Origin of the sequence: Pedobacter psychrodurus (assembly GCF_032678585.1) — a bacterium.
GTDB classification, from domain to species: Bacteria; Bacteroidota; Bacteroidia; order Sphingobacteriales; family Sphingobacteriaceae; genus Pedobacter; species Pedobacter psychrodurus_A.
Genome location: NZ_JAVTSN010000003.1, coordinates 90,270 through 107,917 on the forward strand (window position 1 = coordinate 90,270; position 17,648 = coordinate 107,917).

Below are 17,648 nucleotides of genomic sequence, written 5' to 3' on the forward strand. Positions count from 1 at the left end.
CAGTTCTAAAAATCAATTTTTAATATTTGTAGCTTTAGGGCGGTTTTGGTTAGGTTATAGATGCAGTCATTCGAAATAGATAAAAGCGACGTACTCAAGGTTAAAAATGCAATTTTAGCTGGTGATGAAACTTTAAAAGTAGTTTTAGGTGAATACCATGCCTCAGAAATTGCCATTCTTTTCGAACGTTTGGATAAATCCGAACAACGCCATATTATCAACCTGCTTCCGGCAGAAATTGCTTCAGAGATTATTTCTGAGATGGATGAAGAATCCCATCCGGAAGATTTACTTTTCGAACTCCATCCCGATAAACGTACCGAAATTGTTGAGGAACTGGATTATGATGACGCAACCGACATCATTTCCCAGCTCGAAGATCATGAGCAAAAGGAGATTTTAGAAGACCTGACCGAAGATCATGCTTCAGAAATCCGAAACCTTTTAACCTACGACGAAAAAACCGCCGGTGGTTTGATGAATACAGAATTGATCTGTGTAAACATCAACTTAACCAAAAAAGATGCGATCGACGAAATCATCCGCCAGAGTGAGGAAATGGAAGAGTTTTACACCATTTATGTGGTGGATGATGAGGATATTTTTAAAGGGATTGTTTCGTTAAAAGACATTATCAAAGCAAAACACAATGCCAAAATAACCGAATTGGTTAAAATTGATGCCGTTTATGTGCATCCTGATACCGATCAGGAAGAAGTGGCCAATCTGATTTCACAATATAATTTAACCAGTATCCCCGTAATAGATGATCATCAGAAATTACTCGGAAGGGTAACCTTCGATGATGTAATCGATGTAATGGAAGCCGAAAGTACCGAAGACATTTTGAAAATTTCAGGGGTATCAGAAGATGAGGAATTGAGCGGTAACTGGGTAGAGGCTGTAAAATCGCGTTTGCCATGGTTAATTATCAACCTGGGCACAGCGTTTTTAGCTTCATCTGTTGTGCGTTATTTCGATCCAACCATTAAGTTAATTCCTTCCCTGGCGGCCTACATGACAATTATTGCGGGAATGGGTGGAAATGCAGCAACTCAGGCACTTGCCGTAACGGTTAGGCGTATTTCACTGTATGATTTGACTGATAAACAGGCTTATCGAACCGTTTTAAAAGAGTTTACGGTAGGTTTAATCAATGGTGCGTCCAATGGATTAATCGTATTTATTTTTGCTTACTTTTTTGATGGAAACCCATTGCTTGGATTGGTTATCTTCCTGGCTATGACGGGTAATCTGGTTATTGCAGGCATTACAGGTGCCGGAATTCCACTAATTTTAAAAAGGGTAGGTATCGATCCTGCCATTGCATCATCTATAATTATTACTACTTTTACCGACGTTTTTGGTTTCCTATTAATTTTAGGATTGGCCAGCAAACTATTACTATAATCAGGATTTACTTGATTTTGGGATATCAGGATTTGATTCTGGCACACCTCAATGAAAATCCTGTTAACTTAACTAAGATTACATAAATTAAATCTAAAAAATCTGATCCCGATGCAAACAACAAGACACGATTGGACAAAAGAAGAAATATACGAAATTTATAACAGACCATTTTTAGATCTGGTTTACGAAGCCGCAAGCATCCACAGAGAAAATAAAGATTATAATGAAGTTCAGGTAAGTTCATTAATCTCCATCAAAACTGGTGGCTGTGCCGAAGATTGTTCCTATTGCCCTCAGGCAGCACGTTACCATACTGAACTGGAAGTTCAGCCATTAATGCAGGTTAGCCAGGTGGTAAGCGCTGCAGTTAAAGCAAAAGAGGGTGGCGCATCACGGTTATGTATGGGTGCAGCATGGCGCGAAGTACGTGATAACCGTGATTTTGACCGAGTTATTGAAATGGTTAAGGCTGTAAACGATATGGATATGGAGGTTTGCTGTACTTTAGGTATGCTGACCGAAAATCAGGCACAACGTTTAGCAGATGCTGGCTTATATGCCTATAACCACAATATCGATACTTCTGAAGATGATTATAAACGGATTATCTCGACCAGAACTTACGATGATCGTTTAAATACCATTAAGAATGTGCGTAAAGCTAAATTAACGGTATGTAGTGGTGGTATTATCGGTTTGGGCGAAACTGTAGAAGATCGTGTTTCGATGTTGCAAACCTTATCCAATATGGAAAAACACCCTGAATCGGTTCCGGTTAATGCCTTGGTTCCGGTAAAAGGAACACCTTTAGAAAATCAACCACGTGTGCCAATCTGGGATATGGTAAGGATGATTGCTACGGCACGTATCGTAATGCCGAATTCGGTGGTACGTTTATCAGCAGGTAGAAATGAGATGAGCACTTTAGAACAGGCTTTCTGTTTTATGGCTGGTGCAAGTTCGATTTTTGCCGGAGATAAATTGTTAACTACCCCAAATCCTGCTTTTGTAGATGATATGGCGATGTTCGAACTATTGGGCTTAAAAACACGTGATGCCTTTAAAAATGGCCGACCTGCAAATACAAGGATAGCTGAAGAAGCTGTTTAATGGTGTCAGTTGTTTCCAACTAACACAAAGATTGATTTCAAGCCATAGTGTAAACAAGAAAGTCCCGGTTTAAAACCGGGACTTTCTTGTTTTATACTTGTGGTGTCAGATATTGCAATTGACACAAAGTGGAGTGTTATCTTACCTTTCTATTAGATAGTCAGATGATAACATCTGACGTCACTCAAAAATGGCAACATCTAATCTTCACTTTACACAGCTGTTACCCTTACCTCAATATTTCCTTTTACGGCTTTAGAATAGGGACAGGCTCGATGTGCCTTATCTGCTAACGCTTGCGCCTCCTCATGAGAAATTCCAGGGATGTGTACGTCAAGATCGGCTGAGAGTACGAATGAGTTTCCATCTTTATTAAACGAAACCAATACTTTCACATTTGCTTCACTGATATCTACACCTTCGCGTTCAGCGACTGAGCCTAAGGCACCTAAGTAACAAGGTCCCCATGCTGCTGCAAAAAGTTCTTCGGGATTGGTTGCGCCGCCTTGTCCGCCGAGTTCCTTAGGTTTTCTTAAATCAAAATCTAAAATCCCATCACTTGATTTGATGTGTCCGTCTCTTCCTCCAGTAGCTGTTACTTCAGCTGTATATAGCTTTTCCATATTGTTATATTAGTGTGAATAGCTTAACAATTGATAATGGCCTTTGTTTTACACAAGGTTCGTTATACTACATCAATTCAGTCTAATGAATGTGTTTTAGCATCATTAATAAGTATAATGAAATACCCGGATTAAATCTTGATTTTTACCGAGAGTTTATAGATATCATAAGCTACCTTTTGGATGAGGTCGAATTGCTCCGGAATTAAATCTTCGCCTTTTTTTATAGCTAATCCTGTATCATTTAGCCTGATTAACGGAACATTATCAATCGTATTTGTTCCCTGTACAAGATTATCAATAGCGGTATCCAGTAAATAATTGGTGTTATTGGCAATGGGTTTTAATGCATCAAAACTTTCAAAAATAAATTGATGCTCTTTATTGTACAGTGAAAGTGTAGCCACATAAGAAGAGAGTAAATGACTCAAGGCTGTAAACTGGTGTACTTCTTTAATAAATAACTGTTTGCTCTTCGGTTCAGAAAACATTCTTTGAAACAAGGAAGCCAAATTGGCGGTGCTTACATAAACCTCTTTTCGCGCGAGTTTATATTCCGTTCTATTGTAATTTTTTTCGAAATACAATTTAATTACCTGCGCATAGTAAACCTTATTTGCTTTAATAATGTTGAGCATGGCTTCTTTAAGTTTTTCATGCTCCCAGGTTGGAAATAAGGAATAACTGGCAATCAGAGCAATGCCTGAACCAATAAAAGTATCGTAAATTCTTTCTCGTGCCAGGGCAATCGACCCCATACCCAGAAAGTCGAACAGGATCAAGATATAAGGGGTCATGAAAAGTACGCTCACCACATAATTTTTCCTTTGAAAACTATAACAACCAATCATGCAGATCAACAAAATCACGAAGAGGGTGTTTCGATCATGGATGTAGGTTAAAACACCCATACCAATAAATGCACCCACAGTAGTACCAATCAAACGTTGATAATTACGTTCTTTAGTCAAACTGAAGCCAGGCTTCGAGATCACCAGTATGGTAAGCAGAATCCAATAACTATGCGAAAAGTTGAGGATCTGAGAAACGACAAATCCCAAAAGCATTACTACGGTAACCCTTAGCGAATGTCTGAAAGTTGAAGAACTATAAGTTAAATTTTCTGTAAACAGCTTGAAATCGAATTTCTGTCTGGTAATAAATTTCTCTGTATCTACCTCAGCCTGCCTGATATCTTTACTGTTCCTGATTTTAAAATAACTAAAAATGGTTTTAACCCTTGCGAGTATATTTTCAATATTTACTTCAATATTTTTCAGGGCGATAATCCCAAGCGTGTTGTATTCCTGATTTTGATTGTTTTTTTCCAGGTCGTTGATCTTGATTTTCAAACGCTCAATTTCGATCAATAAACGTTTCGAAACAACCGGTGTTCCACCGCTTTTTAAAGCAAATGCAATATCGTCCAAAGCATAAGAAATCCGCTTGATCGCCATTTCATAATCTGATAAAATGCCTGCTTTATCAAACTGATCATGCAATTGCTGGTAATTATAATAGGTCGACATGACCTGTTCGAACAGATCAACCATATCCACAAATACCAGTAACAAAAATCTTCCTTCAGGGGTAGAATCCCTCACGATTTCGCGTGTCCGGAACAATAGCTCCCTTACTGCATCTTGTTTTTCGTGTACGGAAACCTGAAGCTGCAGCAAATCTGAGTATGTTTTATCATAATTGTTATTTTGATGGTAGAACTTCGCTTTTTCGCGCAGAAACTCTGCAACCTCCAAAATAGAATCGCTTAACGATTGCTGTACCAAACGGAAAGGGCGAAGTCGGTATACAAAATAGCTTAAACCCGTATACCAAAGGCTTCCGGCCAACACCATAACTGCATGCAATAATACCTCCTGCCAAGGGCGCACATCATCAATGCTCAATACCATAATCAGCAAAACTGCCGTACCTACAGAGGCCGCCCTAACACCATAAATATAAAACATCGAAAACACGAAGCTCGATGCAGCGAGTAAAAAGCCAATAAAATAATGGTTTTTGTTGGTTAAGCCGGTAATGATCGAAAAGGTAAAAATTAACGCTGTGGTGATCAGCATCGCATTTCTACGATGTACCATCGGGCCGGGGCTATCAACAACACTTACGCATAAAGCTCCGAGAGATAAAGTCATGCCATACTTCAACATACCAAATTGGGCCAATATTAAAGAGGGGAGCAGTACGCCAATGGTTATGCGTAGACCGTCGGCAAAATACGTACTCAATAAAAAGTCTTGTATATTTCTAATAGGTTGCCTAATCTGCATGTTACAAAAATAACTATAATAGTGATTTTTTTGTTGCGATTAAAATTAAGTTTTTTGCTTTTTTTCTGATTTTAAGCAGAAAACATATAATTAACTGATTAACAAAAAGATAGAAAATGTTGACAAGTACACAACCCTAAATTGTTAATAACATCAGCATAGATATGAGTTAAAGGATATAGAGCTACTTTTTGTAAATATATGTTGTTGATAAACAGCATTTTTAAGTTAATAACTTTGTGCATAAAAACGTTTATTTTTCTCTTGACAAAAGAGCGTTTTCATACTAAATTAGATCATATCAAATACGAAGTACTTTGAATTCTGATAAAACAATCCAAAAGAGATAAAGAACCGAAAGGGGAATTGTTTCGGATCGTTTACAGGGAAAACGATTAATTTCAGAAAGGGTTAAACCGAGTAAGAATATATATAACCATCGAAAGATTGGACGATAAGAAAATCGCACAGGCCCAAACAGAGCTTATTGAAAACTAAGAAGTTTACGGACGAAAGAGTTGGAAATAAATTTTCACGAATCGCAAAAGTTGCAAAACCTAACGATAACGGAAAAATCAAGGTAACAAGAATTAGATGCGTTAAAATACGACTACGGTGGTTTTTAGCGTTAAAACGGGGAACTGAATCGAAAGATGAAGGACCCCGTTTTTATTTTGGGCAAAAATTAGCTCAGGCCATCAAAAAAGAATGGCACATTTTTCTGCTTATTATCCCTAAAATATTAAATTTACCAAATGGCCAAAAAAGGTAAATCAATCTCCAGTCCTTCAAAAAAGATATTCGTTTTAGATACCTCGGTTATTTTATACGATCATGATGCGATAAACAACTTCCACGAACACGATGTGGCCATTCCCATTCAGGTTTTAGAAGAACTCGATAATTTTAAAAGTGGTAATGATACCCGAAATTTTGAAGCCAGAAGTTTTATCCGCCTTATTGACGAAACTTCCAAGCAAAAACTGATCAGCGATTGGATTGCCTTGAAAAGTCCAGGCTCAGGAAAATTTAAGGTCGTTTTAAATGAAAAACCTTTAATAGTAGATGCGGAAGAAGTATACGGAAAAGGGAAAACAGATCACAAGATTCTGAATGCGGCTTTAAGCTTAAAAGAAGAACATCCTGATAAAAAAGTAGTCCTGGTATCAAAAGATATCTGTCTGAGGTTAAAAGCAAAAGCACTCGATTTAAACGCAGAAGACTACGAAACAGGTAAAATCAAAAATGTAGATGAACTTTACGCCGGAAAAACTGAAATAACAGATTTTCCTGTCGAAGTTATAGAAGCAGTAAAAAAACAACCTTTTATCGATGCGGGTGAGATCGAGTTGCCCCCGAAAAATGCCAATCACTTTTATATCCTTAAAAATAAAAGAAAAACAGCCAATGTATTTTACAACAATAGTTTAAAAACTATTGCTGCTGTTTCTACTGATCCAATATTCAAGATCAAACCTAAAAACATTGAGCAGGCATTTGCCATCCATGCCCTTTTAGATCCTGAAATTAAATTGGTGAGTATCCAGGGAAATGCCGGAACAGGAAAAACCTTGTTGGCTTTGGCCAGTGCTTTAGAACAGCGCAAAAACTTCAGGCAGATTTATGTTACCCGACCGATTGTTTCATTAAGTAATAAGGATATTGGCTTTCTGCCTGGTGATGCAAAATCGAAAACGGATCCTTTTATGGCTCCGATATGGGACAACCTAAGATTTATTAAAGAACAGTTTGTTGGAGACGATAAAATGTCGGAAAAAATTGATGAACTGATTGCAACCGAAAAAATAGCCATTGCACCATTGGCCTTTATCCGCGGAAGAACCTTAACGAAGATTTTTTTTATTATAGATGAGGCGCAGAATTTAACCCCGCACGAAGTGAAAACCATTATTTCGAGGGCAGGTGAGCATACTAAAGTGGTATTTACGGGCGATATTTATCAAATTGACACACCATATCTTGATTCAGAAAGCAATGGATTGTCATATCTAATTGAAAACGCAAAGAACCATCCACTGTATGCACACATTACCTTACATAAAGGCGAAAGGAGCGAATTGGCGAATTTGGCGAACGAATTGTTGTAACACTGAACCATTTCCCGTTGATCTAGCAGAAAAGAACCGCAGATTTAGAGGGATTTGATAAGAAGTAATATTTAGCCTTCGAATGTCTATTGAGATCTGCGCATTTATCTTTTTTAATCTGCAGGAAAATCTAATGATATTTTTTCAAACTCCTCAAACAGATAAATAATCCAATTAAAGTCAAAACTGCACTTAAAATAAATGGTGCTCCCGGAAAATAAACCGGCGCTTTGCCTTCAATAAAATAAGCAAAGATATGTGTCATCACCCAAGGGGCAAATATGGCAGCCAAGCTTTGCAGACCAGTTAAAACGCCTTGCATTTCACCTTGTGCATTCGATGGCACCTGGTTTGAAATCAAGCCCTGCATCGCCGGCCCACCAATTCCGGCCAAACCATAAGGCAACATAAAGGCAAACATCATCCAACCTTTGGTTGCAAAGGCAAATGCTACAAAACCGATGATGTATAATATCAAACCAAAATAAACCGCTTTCTTTTCTCCGATTTTAGGGAGAATGATTCTGATCAAGCCACCTTGAACAATCCCCACTACAAGTCCTACAAAACCTAAAGAATAACCTACCCAGGCGGCATCCCATTGGAATTTTTCCATGGTGTAAAACGTCCAGTTAGATTGAACCGAATGACTGGCAAAATACAATAAAAATAAAGTGGCCATCAAACCCAATAGTGCAGGATATTTCCCAATACTGACTAACGAACCGATTGGATTTGCTCTTTTCCAATCAAAAGCCCTGCGTTTTTCCACTGGTAGCGATTCGGGCAATATAAAATAACCATAAAGCCAGTTGATTAATGATAAACCAGCGGCAATCATAAATGGCACACGGGTACCGAAATGACTAAAAACGCCACCCAAAACTGGCCCTAAAATAAACCCTACACCAAATGCAGCCCCAACCAGACCAAAGTTTTGAGCTCTTTTCTCAGGTGGCGAAACATCAGCAATATATGCTTGCGCAGTTGTAAAACTGGCACCAGTAATTCCTGCAATAATTCTTCCTACAAATAACCAGACAATAGAAGGGGCAAAGGCCAAAAAAATATAATCGATGCCGAGCCCGAACAAAGAGCTTAACAATACTGGTCTGCGGCCATACCGATCGCTCATTGCCCCTATAATAGGCGAGAATATAAATTGAACCGATGCATAGGCCAATGTTAGCCAACCACCATATTCTGCAGCTAAACCGAAACCTCCGCCGGTAAAATCCTGTATCAGTTTTGGTAAAACAGGAATGATTAACCCAAAGCCCGTAAAATCGATCAGGAGGGTAACCATAATAAAACTCATTGCAGATTTCTTCTTGTTTGCCATCGTATTAAAGGTTGAAACGCAAAAGTATCAGAATTCCTTAAGATTGTAAATTTTAGTTCTCTACACCTGAATAAACCTCACAGGATTTAAAAAACCTGTAAGGTTTGCGAAAGCTACAAAACTCCTTAAACTGGCCCTCAATAAGTTAAAATTCAGTGGGGAGTAAAAAACCTATCACAAAGGTCAAAACTTTTCCACAATGCCTTAATTCGGCTAAATTTTGTTAAATTCGCAAGGTTATAGTAATACCCTTTTTTTAATATCGTTTTAAGTAACGAGAATAATAATTTATGGCAGAAGATTTAGAAAATCAGCAGAACGACAAAATCATTCAAATTAATATAGAGGAGCAGATGAAATCGGCCTACATTGATTATTCAATGTCGGTAATCGTATCAAGGGCTTTGCCTGATGTACGCGATGGATTGAAACCGGTACACCGCCGTGTTTTATATGGCATGCTCGATCTTGGTGTAACCAGTAATAAACCACATAAAAAATCGGCCCGTATTGTAGGGGAGGTTTTAGGTAAATATCACCCACACGGTGATGCATCCGTATATTTCACCATGGTTCGTATGGCTCAGGATTGGAGCTTACGTTACCCGATGGTTGATGGACAGGGAAACTTTGGTCATATTGATGGTGACTCTCCGGCTGCAATGCGTTATACTGAGGCACGTTTCTCGAAAATTGCTGAAGAAATGCTTGCCGATATCAATAAAGATACTGTAGACTTTCAGTTAAACTTTGATGATACCTTACAAGAGCCAACAGTTTTACCGGCAAAAATCCCTAACTTATTGGTTAACGGATCTTCTGGTATTGCAGTAGGTATGGCTACTAACATGGCACCTCACAATTTAACTGAGGTAATTGATGGTATTGTAAGTTATATCGACAATAGAGAGATTACTATTGAGGAGTTAATGAAGTTTGTAAAAGCTCCGGATTTCCCTACGGGTGGTATTATCTACGGTTATACGGGTGTAAAAGAAGCTTTCGAAACAGGTCGTGGCCGTATTGTAATGCGCGCTAAAGCCGAAATCGAAAACATTAAAGACCGCGAGGTAATTATTGTTACCGAAATTCCTTATCAGGTAAATAAGGCACAAATGATTGAGCGTACTGCTGAATTGGTTGGGGAGAAAAAACTGGAAGGTATTTCGAACATCAAAGATGAATCGAACAAAGATGGTATCCGGATCGTTTACGAAATTAAACGTGATGCAAATGCCTCAATCGTTTTAAACAACCTATATAAGTATACTGCTTTACAAACGTCTTTCAGTGTAAATAATATTGCATTGGTAAAAGGCCGTCCGCAAATGTTAAATCTTAAAGATTTAATCGTACATTTTGTAGATCACCGTCATGATGTAGTGGTTCGCCGTACCAAATACGAGTTGGCAGAAGCTGAAAAAAGAGCGCACATTTTAGAAGGTTATTTAATCGCCTTAGATCATTTAGATGAGGTAATTAAATTGATCCGTGCTTCCGAAACACCAGAAGATGCGCGTTTAGGTTTGATCGAGAAGTTTGGATTGAGCGATATTCAGGCCCGTGCGATTTTGGATATGACGCTTCGTCGTTTAACAGGACTAGAGCGTGATAAGATTAAAGAAGAGTATGCAGAATTAATGAAAACCATCGAATACTTAAAATCTATCTTGGATGACGAAGGTTTACGTATGCAGATCATTAAAGATGAGTTAGCAGAAATCCGTCAGAAATTTGGTGATGAGCGTAGAACGACTATCGTTCACTCAGCCGAAGATATGAGCATGGAAGATTTCATCGATGATGAGGAAGTGGTGATCACGATCTCTCACGAAGGTTATGTAAAACGTACACCTGCAACTGAATTTAAGGCACAGGGTAGAGGGGGTAAAGGTTCTAAAGGCAGTACCTCAAGAAACGAAGATTTTATTGAGCACATGCTCGTGGCTACTGCTCACAATTACATGTTGTTCTTTACTGAAGCAGGAAGATGTTTCTGGCTAAGGGTTTACGAAATTCCTGAAGGCTCGCGTACGAGTAAAGGAAGAGCCATTCAGAACATCATCAATATTCCGAAAGAAGAGAAAATTAAAGCTTACATCAAGGTTAAAAACCTTAAAGACCAGGAGTATTTAGAGAACAATTTCATCATTATGTGTACTAAAAAAGGTACCATTAAAAAAACTTCTCTTGAGGCCTATTCGCGTCCGCGTGTAAATGGTATCAATGCCATCAATATTAATGAGGGTGATGTACTGTTAGAAGCTTGTTTAACCAATGGCGAAAGCGAAATTGTAATGGCATTGCGCTCTGGTAGGGCAATCCGTTTCAACGAAAAAACCGTTCGTCCGATGGGTAGAACGGCTACTGGTGTACGTGGTGTAAGGCTTGCACACGATCAGGATGAAGTTGTTGGCATGATTGCTGTAAACAATCCTGAAGTTACGGTGTTAGTAGTATCAGAAAAAGGTTATGGGAAACGTACCGATATTGAAGATTACCGCGTAACCAACCGTGGCGGTAAGGGTGTAAAAACAATTAATGTTACGGAGAAAACCGGACAATTAGTTTCAATTAAAGACGTTACTGATAGCGAAGATTTGATGATCATTAACCGTTCGGGCATTGTAATCCGGATTCCGGTTTCAGCTTTAAGGGTAATGGGCCGTGCAACTCAAGGTGTACGTTTGATCTCATTAAAAGGTGATGACGAAATTGCATCTGTAACCAAGATTGATCACGAAGAGGATGAAGAAGAAACAGTAGATTTGGAAGATGTGTTGGTAGTAGATGGCGAAGAAATAGAGGCAGATACTACCCCAGAAGCAGATGATGCTGAAGATGAAGGCGAATCAGATACCGAAACGGAAGAAGAAAATTAACTAAAATTAAGATTAGAATAAAAATTATGAAAAGAGTATTTCTAAGTATACTTCTAGCAGGTGCGGTGAGCTCTGCATTTGCTCAGAAAAGTGAAATAACCGCGGCGAAAAACGACTGGGGTTTATTCCAACTGACTTCTTCAAGTGCATCAACGCCGTTGGCTAAAAAACTTGAGTCGTTGGCAAAAGGACTGGCACATACTGATAAAGCCATTGCTGATGAGAAATCTAAAGTAATTGCTGAAGCGTGGTCTTATCGTGCTTTATTTGCTTCTTCTGCAGCCATCTTAGATTCAACCAGTACAGCAAATGCTGATGCAAATCTGAAAATTGCTCAAGATGCAGTTGTAGAAGCCAAAAAACTAGATGCAAAAGGAAGTGAAAAAGACAATATTGCTTTAGCTGAAACCAACATTAGCAATGCAGTTAGAAACGGTGGTGTAATTGCTTACAACAAGAAAGATTACAAAACTGCTTACGAGAAATTCTTGGCAGCAACTGTAATCAATCCTAACGACACGGCAATGTATTTAAATGCAGGTATTGCTGCTAGAAATATCGAGGATTATCCGGGAATGATTACCCAGTTTAAAAAAGTAATTTCTTTTAATTCTCCGCAGTCTAAAGATTTGTATTCTGAAATTATCAGTACGGTATTAAGCAAACAAAAAGATACTACTGCTGCATTGGCTATCATCAAAGAAGCAACTGCTAAGTTCCCAGAAAACACAGACTGGATTAAAACTGAAACTCAGATTTATATTGATAGGGGTGATGCAGCAAAATCTGAGCAAATGTTAGTGGCTTTGGCAGCAAAAGAACCAAATAATCCTAGTTATCAGGTTTTATTGGGAAATATTTATTTCAGCCAGGCTTTAAAATTACAGGCCGACAGAAACAAAATTGACCCTAAAAAAGTAAAAGAATTTAACGAAGTAACTGGTAAAATGAATGCTTTGTTAGATAAATCTTTGCCTTTTTACAAAAAAGCACTTGAAGCAGATGCTAAAAATCAAGGCGCATTAGAAACGTTAAAAACGATCTATGCTTTTAGGAACGATACTAAAAATTATGAAGACATTAAGAAACGTTTAGACGCTTTACCTAAACAATAATTTATTGATCGATTCAAAAAAAGAGCCCTGAAATTTCGGGGCTCTTTTTTTTATGTTTATTTTTATCACTTATTACGGTTTTTACCACATTATTTACATTATGCAGAATTGCCTTAAAATATCCTTAACCGCTTTAATTTTCGTCTCTTTTAATGCTGTAGCCCAAAAAAGCCAAATTCTTATCGCCCGGAACGCCGTAGGTAAACTCCAGGCATCAATTGCGAATAAAGAAGATGAAAAAAAACAGTTATCGATCATTACAGAAGGCTTAAAATCAATTGAATCTGCCGAAAAAGACAATAAAACTAAAAAGTGGGGCGAAACCTGGTCTATAAAATCTTATCTCACATCTTTTGCTTCATTAATCGATACCGATCCGAATAATGCGAATAAGTTTTATGATACTGCAGTAGAAGCTGTGGCGAAAGCTAAATCTTTAGATCGTTACGATGATAATGGGGGATTGATCAAAGCTTCAAACCATAATATTCTGATCAAAAAGCAGGAAAAAGGCAATGAGGCCTATTTTAATAATGATTTTAAAGAAGCTTTTGCTGATTTAAAGGAAGTATGCGATAATTTTCCGGCAGATACAACTTTGGCATTAAATACAGCAATATGCGCGCTAAATATTCAGTCTTACGACGAATCTTTAACCTATTTTAAACGTGCAAAAGAAAACGGAATCAGAAATCCATCTGTTTTTCAGAAAATGGCACAGATGTATGTGGTGAAATCTGAGAATGAAACTGCGATTAAAACGTTAGAGGATGGCCTGGTGCTTAATCCTTTTAACCGTTTTCTTACCAACGATTATATTAATCTTTTGCTTGATACCGAAAATTACAGCAAGGCGCAGGGATTGATCGAAAATAATCTGAAAGTAGAAAAAGGAAGTAAATTGCTATATTTTCTTTACGGTTACCTACAACAGGTTGGCGGAAATAATGCGACAGCAATTTTATCTTATGACAAAGCTTTGTCTACAGATCAAAATTATTTCGATGCATTGTATCAATTGAGTTTGGCTTATATCAATACTGCCAACGAAACGTTGAGCAAAAATGATGCGGACAAAACTGAAAAATATAAAGGTTTGATCAACCGCGCACAGTTTGCTTTACAACGCGCCAATGAAATTAATCCTAATGATAAAAAAACTGTACAGCTGCTGATCGATATTTACACCAAAAAAGGAGCAACAAATAAAGTACAGGAACTAAACCGCAAGCTTCAAGAACTGTAATTTTATTGAGTAATTTGTGAGAATAGGATAGTATTGTAAATTACAACTTAACATAATATTAATTATAAGACATAATATTTCTAAACATTTATTGGATGTGATTTGTACTATTAACATGTACGACCACTATAGCTTCGAAACAGCTGCTGCTTATCAAGTTGAGCTTGCCCAGCAATTAAAGTTTCAGCCGATTGATAAAATTGAAACCATTGCTGGTGCAGATATTTCATTTAATAAAAACAGCACAACCATGTATGCCGGAATTGTAATTTTAACTTATCCTGCTATGGTGCTGAAATCTTTCGCATTGGAAACTTATGAAACCAGTTTTCCGTACAAGGCCGGTTTTTTGGGTTTTAAAGAAGTTCCGGCGCTGTTAAAAGTTTGGCAATTGATAGCTGATAAACCAGATGTTGTGGTATTGGATGGGAATGGAATTTTGCATCCTCGGCGTATGGGTGTGGCTTCACATTTTGGAATTCTTGCCAATCAGGCCACAATCGGTTGCGCCAAGAGTCTTTTACATGGCGAAAATCATATTCCTGAAAACATAAGATTGAGTACCGCTGAGATCGTCAGTCATGGTGAAACACTTGGCTTTGCCTTACGTACAAAAATTAATTGTGAATCAGTATACGTGTCTGCAGGTCATTTAGTTACTGCTGACCAGAGTTTATCAATTATGAAAAAATGTGCTGGCAATTATCGGATTCCTGAACCAACACGTATGGCGCACAACATTGTAAATGATTTTCGAATTGGCAAATTAAAAACTGGTTACCACGAGTTGCCACCGCCACTAACTTTGTTTTAGATCCTCAGATAAAATTAAATCCAACAACTAATTCAAATTGCAATTTTCTAAATTACCGTCCCAGATTTCCTTTTCGTTGGTTACGATTTCAAGGAAATCCATTTTGCTGTTGGTAACATCCAGACAATATGTTAATTCGTTTTTTAGATTTGGAGCGCTTAGTTTTTGCTCCGCACTTAATAAACCGTTTTCAAATTCTTCTTCCTGAGAAAATTCTTTTAGATAAACAAAACTTAAATACAAGCCTGTGGCTGTCACTTTTTTGATTTCAATTCTTATAAAATCCAGATGATCAGACAGATATTGAAATTTTTCTGAATTATTTGCTATTATAGTATTGAGCAACAGTAGCTCAAATTCGTTCAATTCTGTCATTTAAATCCAGTTAATTCCTTTTTTAAGCAGTTGTTGGGTCTTATATTCATCTGAATTAATTTCTGGTTGAACATTGTAACCCCAGTTTGCTTGCGGTGGTAAACTCATTAAAATAGATTCGATGCGGCCGTTTGTTTCTAAACCAAATTTGGTTCCCGAATCGTAAACTAAATTGAATTCTACATATCGGCTACGGCGCTGATATTGCCATTGTTTCTGCACTTCTGTAAATTCCTTATCCCGATTACGGTCGATCAGTTCAGTGTAAATCGGTAAAAATGTTTCGCCTATATGCGCAGAGAAATCCAGAATCTGCTCCCATGATAAATTCGTGCTTTCTGGTTTCAGTCTGTCGTAAAAAATTCCGCCTATACCACGTGTTTCTTCACGGTGTTTAATGAAGAAATAATCATCGGCATGTGTTTTAAATTTTGGATAAAAATCACCACTGAAATCGTCGCAGGCCTGTTTTAGTTTATGGTGAAAAAAACGGGCATCGTTTTCAAATACGTAGTGAGGTGTTAAGTCGATACCACCACCGAACCAGCGTGTTTCTTCATTTAGCTCGAAGTAACGGATATTCATATGGATAATCGGAACTAACGGATGGTTAGGATGGATTACGATGGAAACTCCAGTTGCAAAAAAATCATCTTCAGTTACATTAAAGGCCTTTTTTACGGCATCAGGTAATTTACCATGTACAGCAGAGAAATTTACGCCCCCTTTTTCGATAATTGCCCCGTTTTGCATAATACGGGTACGTCCGCCTCCCCCACCGTTTCTTTCCCAAAGTTCCTCTTCGAATTTTCCCTTGCCGTCGGCAATTTCCAATCCTCTGCAAATTTCATCCTGTATTTGCTTATAACGCGCTGCTACTTCTTCTTTGAACATGATGGCTCCTTCTATTTCCATACAAATTTAAGGCTATTAAAGCAGCTATATTGATTTATGTTTAGATAGTACATTTTATTGACATTGGTTTTAGTTGGGGATAAATTATTCTTCTAAATAATTAAGATCCTTATTAAAACTTTCTTTTAGATAGGATACCGAAATCATTGCAATTACCGTTACAATTCCCATCAAAATAAATGCAGCAGAAACAATATTGTAACGGTGAACAAAAAATTCGAAAACCAAAGTGATTGGAATTAAGGCGCCACGTACAAAGTTAGGAGCTGTTGTAGTTACGGTAGAGCGAATATTAGTGCCAAACTGTTCGGCAGCAATGGTTACAAAAGTTGCCCAATAACCCACTGCAAAACCCATAAATAAACAGATTAAAATAAAACTACTTTCCGTCAATCCTGTACTTGTAAGGTAAATAATAACTGTGACCACCGATAGGCTTTGAAAAATCAATACCGTTTTTTTTCGCGATTTTAATACCTGAGCCAAAAAGCCACACACTACATCGCCAATGGCAATACCAAAATAAGTATACATAATTCCAGTACCAGCATTAAGCAGATCTTTTGCACCTAGTGCTTTCCCTATTTCTGGCGATTGGGTAACCAAAATCCCCACAATGAACCAAAGCGGAAGTCCTAAACATATGCAGGCCAAATATTTTAAAAATCGTTTTCGGTCAGAAAAAAGCATAAAGAAATTACCTTTCGAAACTTCGGTACTTTGTTCAGCATGTTTAAACATACCTGATTCGAATGTACCTACACGTAAAAGTAATAACAAAAGACCCATGCCCCCTCCTACAAAATAAGACGTTTGCCAGGTGAAATGTTTGCCTATAGTTGCTGCTGCAGCTGCGCCTAACAAACCAATGCCAGCTACCACCATGGTGCCATACCCCCGCTTTTCTTTATCCATCGTTTCGGTAACCAGTGTGATCCCAGCACCAAGTTCACCAGCAAGACCAATACCTGCTATAAACCTGATAATGGCATAAGTATGTACATCGGTTGCAAAACCATTGGCAATGTTGGCCAACGAATACATTAAGATAGAGCCAAACAGAACTTTAATCCGGCCAAATTTATCGCCAATAATTCCCCACAGCAAACCGCCAAGTAATAACCCGAACATTTGCATATTAATTACATATTCGCCTTCAGTACGCATGTGTTCTGCGGAAACACCGATATCGGTAAAACTTTTAAGGCGAACTACGGAAAATAAAACAAGGTCGTAAATATCAACAAAATAGCCTAGAGCGGCTACGATAACTAAGAAAATTACATTACGGTTGTTGGCTTTTGCTTGAAGATCCATTTAATTATTTGGTTTAAACGCTGAAAGTACGCAATAACACAAATATTTAAAATAGATTTTTAAAATAAAAGCCACTCTGTTTTTAGAGTGGCTTTCA

General features: G+C 37.8%; 14 protein-coding genes. 8 read left to right on the forward strand and 6 right to left on the reverse strand.

Annotated elements, in window-relative coordinates; all coding sequences use genetic code 11:
• Positions 1-60 precede the first annotated feature (60 nt).
• Positions 61-1,410 carry a magnesium transporter gene (mgtE, locus tag R2S57_RS02875; protein ID WP_316843604.1) on the forward strand — a complete coding sequence of 450 codons (1,350 nt, stop codon included), beginning with the start codon at positions 61-63 and terminating at the stop codon, positions 1,408-1,410.
• 111 nt (positions 1,411-1,521) lie between these two features.
• Positions 1,522-2,523 (forward strand): biotin synthase BioB, encoded by a 1,002-nt coding sequence (gene bioB / locus R2S57_RS02880; protein ID WP_316843605.1) that lies wholly within the window; start codon positions 1,522-1,524, stop codon positions 2,521-2,523.
• A 212-nt stretch (positions 2,524-2,735) separates the two neighbouring features.
• On the opposite strand, the gene R2S57_RS02885 is transcribed toward bioB, so the two are convergent.
• Positions 2,736-3,146 carry an organic hydroperoxide resistance protein gene (locus R2S57_RS02885; protein ID WP_316843606.1) on the reverse strand — a complete coding sequence of 137 codons (411 nt, stop codon included), beginning with the start codon at positions 3,144-3,146 and terminating at the stop codon, positions 2,736-2,738.
• A gap of 131 nt (positions 3,147-3,277) precedes the next feature.
• Positions 3,278-5,437, reverse strand: a complete 2,160-nt coding sequence (locus R2S57_RS02890; protein WP_316843607.1) for an FUSC family protein — start codon at positions 5,435-5,437, stop codon at positions 3,278-3,280.
• Between the two features lie 487 nt (positions 5,438-5,924).
• On the opposite strand from R2S57_RS02890, the gene R2S57_RS02895 reads away from it, so the two are divergent.
• Both R2S57_RS02895 and R2S57_RS02900 read left to right on the forward strand, forming a co-directional pair.
• Positions 5,925-6,209 carry a hypothetical protein gene (locus tag R2S57_RS02895; protein WP_316843608.1) on the forward strand — a complete coding sequence of 95 codons (285 nt, stop codon included), beginning with the start codon at positions 5,925-5,927 and terminating at the stop codon, positions 6,207-6,209.
• The gene (locus R2S57_RS02900) at positions 6,193-7,545 is read left to right on the forward strand and encodes a PhoH family protein (RefSeq protein ID WP_316843609.1); all 1,353 of its coding nucleotides are present in this window, start codon (positions 6,193-6,195) and stop codon (positions 7,543-7,545) included. The genes R2S57_RS02895 and R2S57_RS02900 overlap by 17 nt, the downstream gene beginning before the upstream one ends.
• 130 nt (positions 7,546-7,675) lie before the next feature.
• Here R2S57_RS02900 and R2S57_RS02905 read toward each other — a convergent pair whose 3' ends face one another.
• Complete coding sequence (locus R2S57_RS02905; RefSeq protein WP_316843610.1) at positions 7,676-8,887, reverse strand: TCR/Tet family MFS transporter; 1,212 nt, start codon at positions 8,885-8,887, stop codon at positions 7,676-7,678.
• A 290-nt stretch (positions 8,888-9,177) separates the two neighbouring features.
• Here R2S57_RS02905 and gyrA point away from each other — a divergent pair, with 290 nt between their 5' ends.
• The 4 genes from gyrA to R2S57_RS02925 all read left to right on the forward strand — a co-directional run bounded on the left by gyrA (position 9,178) and on the right by R2S57_RS02925 (position 14,944).
• Positions 9,178-11,769, forward strand: coding sequence for a DNA gyrase subunit A (gene gyrA, locus R2S57_RS02910; protein WP_316843611.1), 2,592 nt, complete (start codon positions 9,178-9,180; stop codon positions 11,767-11,769).
• 26 nt (positions 11,770-11,795) lie between these two features.
• The gene (locus R2S57_RS02915) at positions 11,796-12,884 is read left to right on the forward strand and encodes a tetratricopeptide repeat protein (protein ID WP_316843612.1); all 1,089 of its coding nucleotides are present in this window, start codon (positions 11,796-11,798) and stop codon (positions 12,882-12,884) included.
• A gap of 100 nt (positions 12,885-12,984) precedes the next feature.
• Entirely contained in the window at positions 12,985-14,130 is a 1,146-nt protein-coding gene (locus R2S57_RS02920; RefSeq protein ID WP_316843613.1) for a tetratricopeptide repeat protein, read from the forward strand.
• Between the two features lie 97 nt (positions 14,131-14,227).
• Positions 14,228-14,944: an endonuclease V gene (locus R2S57_RS02925; protein WP_316843614.1), complete on the forward strand. Its 717-nt coding sequence runs from the start codon at positions 14,228-14,230 to the stop codon at positions 14,942-14,944.
• Positions 14,945-14,971: 27 nt separating this feature from the next.
• Here R2S57_RS02925 and R2S57_RS02930 read toward each other — a convergent pair whose 3' ends face one another.
• From R2S57_RS02930 to R2S57_RS02940, 3 genes are all read right to left on the reverse strand, one after another.
• Positions 14,972-15,319: a hypothetical protein gene (locus R2S57_RS02930; protein ID WP_316843615.1), complete on the reverse strand. Its 348-nt coding sequence runs from the start codon at positions 15,317-15,319 to the stop codon at positions 14,972-14,974.
• Positions 15,320-16,234 carry an oxygen-dependent coproporphyrinogen oxidase gene (gene hemF, locus R2S57_RS02935; protein ID WP_410479060.1) on the reverse strand — a complete coding sequence of 305 codons (915 nt, stop codon included), beginning with the start codon at positions 16,232-16,234 and terminating at the stop codon, positions 15,320-15,322.
• A gap of 84 nt (positions 16,235-16,318) precedes the next feature.
• The gene (locus R2S57_RS02940; RefSeq protein ID WP_316843616.1) at positions 16,319-17,551 is read right to left on the reverse strand and encodes an MFS transporter; all 1,233 of its coding nucleotides are present in this window, start codon (positions 17,549-17,551) and stop codon (positions 16,319-16,321) included.
• Positions 17,552-17,648 lie beyond the last annotated feature (97 nt).